The 7,002-nt window shown below is 67.8% G+C and carries 10 protein-coding genes and 1 pseudogene; 10 read left to right on the top strand and 1 reads right to left on the bottom strand.

Annotated elements, in window-relative coordinates; genetic code table 11:
- Window positions 1-176: pseudogene (locus KDJ86_RS12145) on the bottom strand (ATP-dependent protease subunit HslV); the annotation flags it as partial.
- A 274-nt stretch (window positions 177-450) separates the two neighbouring features.
- Between KDJ86_RS12145 and hisB the strand changes: the two are divergent.
- The 10 genes from hisB to grpE all read left to right on the top strand — a co-directional run bounded on the left by hisB (window position 451) and on the right by grpE (window position 6,951).
- A complete protein-coding gene (hisB, locus tag KDJ86_RS12140; RefSeq protein ID WP_291745968.1) occupies window positions 451-1,044 on the top strand; it encodes an imidazoleglycerol-phosphate dehydratase HisB in 594 nt (197 codons plus the stop codon).
- An 8-nt stretch (window positions 1,045-1,052) separates the two neighbouring features.
- Entirely contained in the window at window positions 1,053-1,586 is a 534-nt protein-coding gene (locus KDJ86_RS12135) for a DUF2628 domain-containing protein (RefSeq protein WP_291745966.1), read from the top strand.
- The gene (hisH, locus tag KDJ86_RS12130) at window positions 1,583-2,233 is read left to right on the top strand and encodes an imidazole glycerol phosphate synthase subunit HisH (RefSeq protein WP_291745963.1); all 651 of its coding nucleotides are present in this window, start codon (window positions 1,583-1,585) and stop codon (window positions 2,231-2,233) included. Before KDJ86_RS12135 ends, hisH begins: the two co-directional genes overlap by 4 nt.
- Window positions 2,221-2,715 carry a hypothetical protein gene (locus tag KDJ86_RS12125; RefSeq protein WP_291745961.1) on the top strand — a complete coding sequence of 165 codons (495 nt, stop codon included), beginning with the start codon at window positions 2,221-2,223 and terminating at the stop codon, window positions 2,713-2,715. Before hisH ends, KDJ86_RS12125 begins: the two co-directional genes overlap by 13 nt.
- A 20-nt stretch (window positions 2,716-2,735) precedes the next feature.
- Window positions 2,736-3,467 carry a 1-(5-phosphoribosyl)-5-[(5-phosphoribosylamino)methylideneamino]imidazole-4-carboxamide isomerase gene (gene hisA, locus KDJ86_RS12120; protein WP_291745958.1) on the top strand — a complete coding sequence of 244 codons (732 nt, stop codon included), beginning with the start codon at window positions 2,736-2,738 and terminating at the stop codon, window positions 3,465-3,467.
- 12 nt (window positions 3,468-3,479) lie between these two features.
- Window positions 3,480-3,800: a hypothetical protein gene (locus KDJ86_RS12115; protein ID WP_291745956.1), complete on the top strand. Its 321-nt coding sequence runs from the start codon at window positions 3,480-3,482 to the stop codon at window positions 3,798-3,800.
- Window positions 3,801-3,808: 8 nt separating this feature from the next.
- Complete coding sequence (hisF, locus tag KDJ86_RS12110; protein WP_291745953.1) at window positions 3,809-4,585, top strand: imidazole glycerol phosphate synthase subunit HisF; 777 nt, start codon at window positions 3,809-3,811, stop codon at window positions 4,583-4,585.
- 312 nt (window positions 4,586-4,897) lie between these two features.
- Window positions 4,898-5,233: a phosphoribosyl-ATP diphosphatase gene (locus KDJ86_RS12105; protein WP_291745948.1), complete on the top strand. Its 336-nt coding sequence runs from the start codon at window positions 4,898-4,900 to the stop codon at window positions 5,231-5,233.
- On the top strand, window positions 5,233-6,186 hold the full coding sequence (coaA, locus tag KDJ86_RS12100; protein WP_291745945.1) for a type I pantothenate kinase: 954 nt from the start codon (window positions 5,233-5,235) through the stop codon (window positions 6,184-6,186). Before KDJ86_RS12105 ends, coaA begins: the two co-directional genes overlap by 1 nt.
- Before the next feature lie 102 nt (window positions 6,187-6,288).
- A complete protein-coding gene (gene grpE, locus KDJ86_RS12095) occupies window positions 6,289-6,951 on the top strand; it encodes a nucleotide exchange factor GrpE (RefSeq protein ID WP_291745942.1) in 663 nt (220 codons plus the stop codon).
- Window positions 6,952-7,002: the final 51 nt, after the last annotated feature.

The raw sequence follows: 7,002 nt of genomic DNA, 5'->3' as shown, positions 1-7,002 counted from the left end.
GCCCCGGCAAAGCCGGCGATGACGCCGCTCTTGCCGAGCGGGCGGACCTTCTTCGCATTGCTTTTCATGACGGTCTGGCCGACGGAAACCTGTCCGTCGCCGGCGATCACCACCTTGCCGCCCTTGCGGACGCTGACAATGGTGGTGCCATGCCACGTCGTCGCGGAATCACTCATGGAACGCAGTCTTCCTTCATGCAGCAGGCCGCGGCAGGCTTCGACAAGCCCTGCGACGGCCCCCGTTTCGCGAGGTGGAGGACACCTCCGAATGGCCCTTATGTAAGCGCCACCCGGCCGGGTGCAAAGCCGGGGGGCCGGTTTTTGCCGGGCCGGTCGCCCAGAGGCCGGCCAAAGCCTCGGGAATCGGCGGGTTTGACGGGCTGGCGCGATGTCCTTATGGCAACATCAGGGAAGCCCTGATACAAGGCCGGCGCAACAAGGAAGGCGCCCGATGCGCAAGGCGACGATCAAACGCAAGACCAAAGAGACCGATATCGCGGTCACCGTCATGCTCGACGGCTCCGGCAAGGCCGGAATCGCGACCGGTATCGGATTCTTCGACCACATGCTGGAGCAGCTTGCCCGGCACAGCCTGATCGACATCGACGTGAAGGCGAAGGGCGACCTCCATATCGACCAGCACCACACCACCGAGGATGTCGGCATCGCGCTCGGCCAGGCGGTCGCCAAGGCGCTCGGCGACCGGGCCGGGATCAGCCGCTATGCCGACGTGCATTTGCCGATGGACGAGACGCTGACCCGCTGCGCGATCGACGTGTCGGGACGGCCCTATCTCGTGTGGGACGTGGAATTCAGCCGGCCGAAGGTCGGCGACTTCGACACGGAGCTTTTTCGCGAATTCTTCCAGGCCTTCGCCCAGAATGCCGGGATCACGCTCCATATCGCGACGCTCTACGGGCTGAACAACCATCACATCGCCGAGACCTGCTTCAAGGCACTGGCGCGGGCGCTGCGCGCCGCGGTGACGCTCGACCCGCGGCAGGGCGATCGCATCCCCTCGACAAAGGGCAGCCTCGCCGGCTGACGGAGCCAATGGCGATCTATACAATCCACGCGCCTTCGGCCGGTCGCCGTCCGGACGATCCGACCGCCTTCGTGGCGATCAAGGACGGCTTCTGCTGGCCGGCCCTGATCATCCCGCTGGTCTGGACGATCTACCGGCGGCTGTGGGTGGTGCTGTGCCTCGCGATCCTCGGTCTGGTGCTGCTCGGCTTCCTCGCTCCGTTCGGCGGCGCGGTGGTCGGCGGCATCTATGTGCTCGGCCGCGTCTACTATGGGCTGGAGGCGAACGGCCTTCGCCGCTGGACGCTGGAGCGGAAAGGCTACCGGCTGATCGGCCTCGCCGAGGGGCGCGGCATCGAGGAGGCGGAACGCCGCTTCTTCGCCACCTGGCAGGGCGACGGCGCGGCCGGCGTGACGTCCAATGCAACGCCGGAGCCGGTTGGCGAGACGCCGCCGCCGGCACCACCAACGCAGGCACCAGCAGCGAAGAGCCAGCCGGTCCGCCGCGCGTCCGGCGATCCGCAGATCGTCGGGCTTTTCCCGAGCCCGGGACAGGCGCGATGACCGTCGCGCTGATCGACTACGGCGCCGGCAATCTCCGCTCCGCCGCCAAGGCCTTCGAGCGGATGATCGGCGAGCTCGGCCTCGGCGAGACCGTGACGGTAACCTCCGATCCCGAGACCGTCGCCCGCGCCGATCGCATCGTCCTTCCCGGCGACGGCGCCTTCGCCGACTGCCGTCGCAACCTCGATGCGATCCCCGGCATGGGCGAGGCGATCGACGAGGCGATCGACCGGCGCGGGCGGCCGTTCCTCGGTATCTGCGTCGGCATGCAGCTTCTGGCGACGCGCGGCATCGAGCATGCGGTGACGCCGGGGCTCGACCGGATACCCGGCGAGGTGCGCGCCGTCGAGCCGGCTGACCCGGCGCTGAAGGTGCCGCACATGGGCTGGAACACGCTCGGCGGCCGCGCCGCCCATCCGCTGCTCGAAGGCATCCACCTCGGTCCCGAGGGCTGGCACGCCTATTTCCTGCACGGTTTCCACCTTGTTGCCGACAACGAGGCGGACGTCATCGCCGTCGCCGACTATGGCGGACCGGTGACGGCGATCGTCGCCCGCGGCAATATCGCCGGCACCCAGTTCCATCCCGAGAAGAGCCAGAAGCTCGGGCTGGCCATGGTGGGGAATTTCCTGACATGGATGCCATAGCGGAGGGCTGGCACGATTTCTTCCTGGGGCAACTCGGCGCCTCGGCCGCGCTGGCCGGGCTGCTTTTCGTGGCGATCTCGATCAACCTGGAGCGCATCCTGGCGGCGCCAGGGCTGCCGGATCGTGCGATGCTTGCGATCCTGCTGCTCCTCGGGGGGTTGGTGATCTCCGCGCTGATGCTGATCCCGCGCCAGCCGCCGGCGGTCCTGGGCGTGGAGGCGCTGGTGATCGGGGCGGTCGTGCTCGCGGCAGGGACGATGATCGAATTCGTGCTCGCCCGTGCGCCGCGCCACCAGAGCACGCTTGTCTTCGCGGCGAATGCAGTGTTGTTTGCCGGCTCAGCGCTGCCTTATATAATCGGCGGCGTGCTCCTCGTTTTCGGCGATCCGACCGGCCTCTATTGGGTCGCCGGTGCCGTCGTCTTCTCGGTCATCAAGGCGGTCGCCGACGCGTGGGTCCTGCTCGTCGAGATCCACCGCTAGGACTCCGCGGAAATCCGGTCATGATCCTCTACCCCGCCATCGACCTAAAGGACGGCCAGTGCGTGCGCCTAGAAAAGGGCGACATGGGCAAGGCGACCGTCTTCGGCAGCGATCCGGCCGCGCAGGCCGGCGCCTTCGCGGCCGCGGGCTTCGAGCGCCTGCACGTGGTCGACCTCAACGGCGCCTTTGCCGGCCGCGCGGTCAACGGCGAGGCGGTCTCCGCCATCCTCGCCGCGGTCGACATCCCGGTTCAGCTCGGCGGCGGCATCCGCGACCATGCGGCGATCGACGGCTGGCTCGACAAGGGCATCGCCCGCGTCATCCTCGGCACCATCGCGGTCCGCGATCCGGACCTCGTGCGCTCGGCCGCGATGCGCCATCCCGGGCGGATCGCCGTCGGCATCGACGCGCGCGGCGGCAAGGTCGCGGTGAGCGGCTGGGCGGAGGTGACCGAGATGGACGTCATCGACCTCGCGCGGCGCTTCGAGGATGCCGGCGTCGCGGCGATCGTCTACACCGACATTGACCGCGACGGCATCCTCACCGGTCTCAACATCGCGGCGACGCTGAAGCTCGCCAATGCCGTCTCGATCCCGGTCATCGCTTCCGGCGGCCTCGCCTCGATCGACGACATCCGGCGGCTGCTCGAGCCGGATTGCGCGATCCTCGAGGGCGCGATCTCCGGCCGGGCGCTTTACGACGGACGCCTCGATCCGGCCGAGGCCCTGGCGCTGATCGCCGAGGCGGCATGAGGATATTGGGCCATGCGGATGCGGTGGGTCGTGATGCTGGTCGTGCTTGCCGTGATCCTCGTCGTGATGCTCGCGCCGATGGCCTCGGTGATGATCGCAGGCAGTATCGCCGACTCGCACGGTTGCGTGCTCCATGAAGGCGCGGTCAATCCCTGCATCGTCGACGGCAAGGATATCGGCGAGACGCTCTATACGATGGGCATGATGGGCTGGCTGATGATCGCTACGATCCCGATTGGCGCAATTGCGCTGCTCGGCTGGGTGGTCGTCGCCATCATCCTGCTGGTGACCGGACGACGGAAGCCGACGCCACCGCCCGCCGATGCGATCTGAGGAATGCCATGCTGAAGACCCGGATCATTCCCTGCCTCGATGTCAAGGACGGCCGTGTCGTCAAGGGCGTGCGCTTCGTCGATCTGCTTGATGCCGGCGACCCGGTCGAGGCGGCGACCGCCTATGACGCCGCCGGCGCCGACGAGCTCTGCTTCCTCGACATCACCGCTAGTCACGAGAAGCGCGGCACCATCCTCGATGTCGTGGCGCGCACCGCCGAGGTTTGCTTCATCCCGGTGACGGTCGGCGGCGGCGTGCGCACCGTCGAGGATGTCCGCGCCCTGATGCTGGCCGGCGCCGACAAGGTCTCGATCAACACGGCGGCGGTGAAGGACCGCAGCATCGTTGCCAGGGCATCGGAGAAGTTCGGTGCCCAGGCGATCGTCGTCGCCATCGACGCCAAGCAGGTCAGCCGCGAGGGCGAGCCGGCGCGCTGGGAGATTTTCACCCATGGCGGGCGCACGCCGACCGGCATCGACGCCGTCGACTACGCGATCGACGTGGCGCGCCTCGGGGCCGGCGAGCTCCTGCTGACCTCGATGGATCGCGACGGCACCGGCGATGGCTTCGACCTCGCGCTGACCCGGACGATCGCCGATGCGGTGCCGGTACCGGTGATTGCCTCGGGAGGTGTCGGCACCCTCGACCACATGGTAGAAGGGGTCACCGAAGGCCATGCCTCGGCGGTCCTCGCCGCCTCGATCTTCCATTTCGGGACCTATTCGATCCACCAGGCGAAGGAGCACATGGCCGCCTTCGGCGTACCGGTGCGGCTGGATGGCTGAGATCCGAGTGATGACGCGGATGCGACTGGCATTCACACCCCCTCCCCCCTTGTGGGGGAGAGCCGTTTCGCTTGGCGAGCGGAATGCGAGCCTGGAGAAGCGGGGAGCGGGGTCTCTTTGCGCGCCTGCGTTGCGCACAAGCGAGACGATAGGCTTCGTGAAGCTTCGGCGGCCGGCCGCTGGCGGGTCACCCCTCTCCCGGATTTCCAACGCCGGTTCGCTGACGCAAACCGGGGAAATCCGGCCCCCCCTACAAGGGGGAGGCGGAGGCCGCGCGTCGCGGACCGCGTCGGAATAGCTGATGGGCAAACGATGACCGATTTCACCCTTGACGATCTTGCCGCCATCATCGCGGACCGCGCCCGCTCCGGCGATTCCGGCTCCTATACCGCCAGGCTGGTCGGCGAGGGCGTCGCCCGCTGCGCCCGCAAGTTCGGCGAGGAGGCGGTCGAGGCGACGCTGGCCGCCGTCGGCGAGGACGACAAGGCGCTGACCGGCGAGGCCGCCGACGTGCTCTACCATCTCCTGGTGATGCTCGAGGCGCGGGGCGTGGCGTTGTCGTCGGTCATGGCCGAGCTGGAACGGCGGACGGGGCAATCCGGCCTTGCCGAAAAGGCCGCCCGCGCAACCTCCGGGGACGCGGAATGATGGACCAGCAGTCGCCGTCCGCGGTCTCGCCGCATCGCGTCTTCGCCCGCGAGGATTGGGCACGGTTGCGTGCCGACACGCCGCTGACCCTCGACGAAGCCGATGTCGAGCGGCTGAAGAGCCTCAACGACCCGATCGTCCTCGACGAGGTCGTCCAGATCTACCTGCCGATTTCGCGGCTCCTCAGCCTCTACGTGGCGGCGATCCAGAATCTCTACGCCGCGACCCGGACCTTCCTCGGCGACGAGGACGGGGTGATGCCCTTCATCATCGGCGTCGCCGGATCGGTCGCGGTCGGCAAGTCGACGACGGCGCGGCTGCTCCGCGCGCTGCTCCGCCGCTGGCCGAACACGCCGAAGGTCGACCTGATGGCGACCGACGGGTTCCTGCTGCCCAACGCCGTCCTCAAGCGCGAAGGGCTGATGGAGCGCAAGGGCTTCCCGGAAAGCTACGACCGGCCGGCGCTGCTTGCCTTCCTCAACGACGTCAAGAGCGGCAAGCAGAGGGTCACCGCGCCGGTCTATTCGCATCTGACCTACGACATCGTTCCGGGCGAGACGATCGTGGTCGAGCGGCCCGATATCCTCATCATCGAGGGGCTCAACGTGCTGCAGACCTCGCGGCTGCCGAAGGACGGCAACGCCGTCCCCTTCGTATCGGATTTCTTCGATTTCTCGGTCTATATCGATGCCGACGAGGAGGTGATCCGCGCCTGGTATCTGGAGCGCTTCCTCAAGCTGCGCCAGACCGCCTTCGTCAATCCCGATTCCTATTTCCACCGCTATGCCTCGATCTCGGAGGCGGAGGCGACGACTTTCGCCGCGGGGCTGTGGGAGCGGATCAACCTCGTCAATCTCAGGGAAAACATCCTGCCGACCCGGCCGCGGGCCGATCTGATCCTGCGCAAGGGCGCCAATCACCGGATCGAAGAAGTCGCATTGCGCCGGATCTAAGGCGGAAAATACCGCCCGCGCGGGCCTGCCCTCCTTGATTTCTGGTCTTCCAGGCCTGATATCGGGCCCTGAATCCCTGTTCCTTCTGACTTGAGAGGACCGATGCCTGAAGACAAAGAGGCGGCGCCCGAGGCGAACGCGCCCGAGGAGAAACCGGCCGCCGACGGAGGCGACGCGACGGCCCTCGCCGCCGAGGTCGCCGACCTCAAGGACCGGCTGGTGCGGACGCTTGCCGAAATGGAGAACCTCCGCAAACGCACCGGGCGCGAGATCTCCGACGCCCGCCAATATGCCGTGGCCTCCTTCGCCCGCGACATGCTGACGGTGGCCGACAACCTCCGCCGCGCCATCGATGCGGTGCCGGCCGGCGAGCGTGAGAGCGGCGACAAGGCGCTGATGGCGCTGATCGAGGGCGTCGAGGTGACCGAACGCGGCCTCGAACAGAGCCTGGCCAAGTTCGGCGTCCGGGCCATCGACGCCAAGGGTACGAAATTCAATCCCGAAATCCACCAGGCGATGTACGAGGCCGAGACGTCGGAGGTGCCCGCCGGTCATGTCTCGGACGTGGTGCAGACCGGCTATGTCATCGGCGAGCGCGTGCTGCGCCCATCGCTGGTCGGGGTGGCCAAGGCGGCCAGGAAACCGCCCGCCGCCGCCAATGATGACGACGGCAAGGCCGAAGCGGCGGATGCGGGCAAGAAGGAAGAAGCGGAAGGTGCCGGTTCTGCCGGCAGCGAAGCGCAGTCCGATCCCGCTCAGTCCTGAGGAGGTGACGGGCGAGGACGGCTATTCGGCCGCCGCGCTGCGACCCAGCGC

This window comes from Bauldia sp., from assembly GCF_020442045.1.
Taxonomy (GTDB): domain Bacteria; phylum Pseudomonadota; class Alphaproteobacteria; order Rhizobiales; family Kaistiaceae; genus Bauldia.
Note: the sequence above shows the minus strand (reverse complement) of the source record. Positions and strands in the feature narration are given on the sequence as shown.

What these genes read in the sequence shown, in the direction of transcription:
- hisH (WP_291745963.1), top strand. Translation starts at nt 1,583, where the DNA reads ATGACCGTCGCGCTGATCGACTACGGCGCCGGCAATCTCCGCTCCGCC.
- KDJ86_RS12115 (WP_291745956.1), top strand. Translation starts at nt 3,480, where the DNA reads ATGCGGATGCGGTGGGTCGTGATGCTGGTCGTGCTTGCCGTGATCCTC.
- KDJ86_RS12125 (WP_291745961.1), top strand. Translation starts at nt 2,221, where the DNA reads ATGGATGCCATAGCGGAGGGCTGGCACGATTTCTTCCTGGGGCAACTC.
- KDJ86_RS12135 (WP_291745966.1), top strand. Translation starts at nt 1,053, where the DNA reads ATGGCGATCTATACAATCCACGCGCCTTCGGCCGGTCGCCGTCCGGAC.
- hisB (WP_291745968.1), top strand. Translation starts at nt 451, where the DNA reads ATGCGCAAGGCGACGATCAAACGCAAGACCAAAGAGACCGATATCGCG.
- hisF (WP_291745953.1), top strand. Translation starts at nt 3,809, where the DNA reads ATGCTGAAGACCCGGATCATTCCCTGCCTCGATGTCAAGGACGGCCGT.
- grpE (WP_291745942.1), top strand. Translation starts at nt 6,289, where the DNA reads ATGCCTGAAGACAAAGAGGCGGCGCCCGAGGCGAACGCGCCCGAGGAG.
- hisA (WP_291745958.1), top strand. Translation starts at nt 2,736, where the DNA reads ATGATCCTCTACCCCGCCATCGACCTAAAGGACGGCCAGTGCGTGCGC.
- KDJ86_RS12105 (WP_291745948.1), top strand. Translation starts at nt 4,898, where the DNA reads ATGACCGATTTCACCCTTGACGATCTTGCCGCCATCATCGCGGACCGC.
- coaA (WP_291745945.1), top strand. Translation starts at nt 5,233, where the DNA reads ATGGACCAGCAGTCGCCGTCCGCGGTCTCGCCGCATCGCGTCTTCGCC.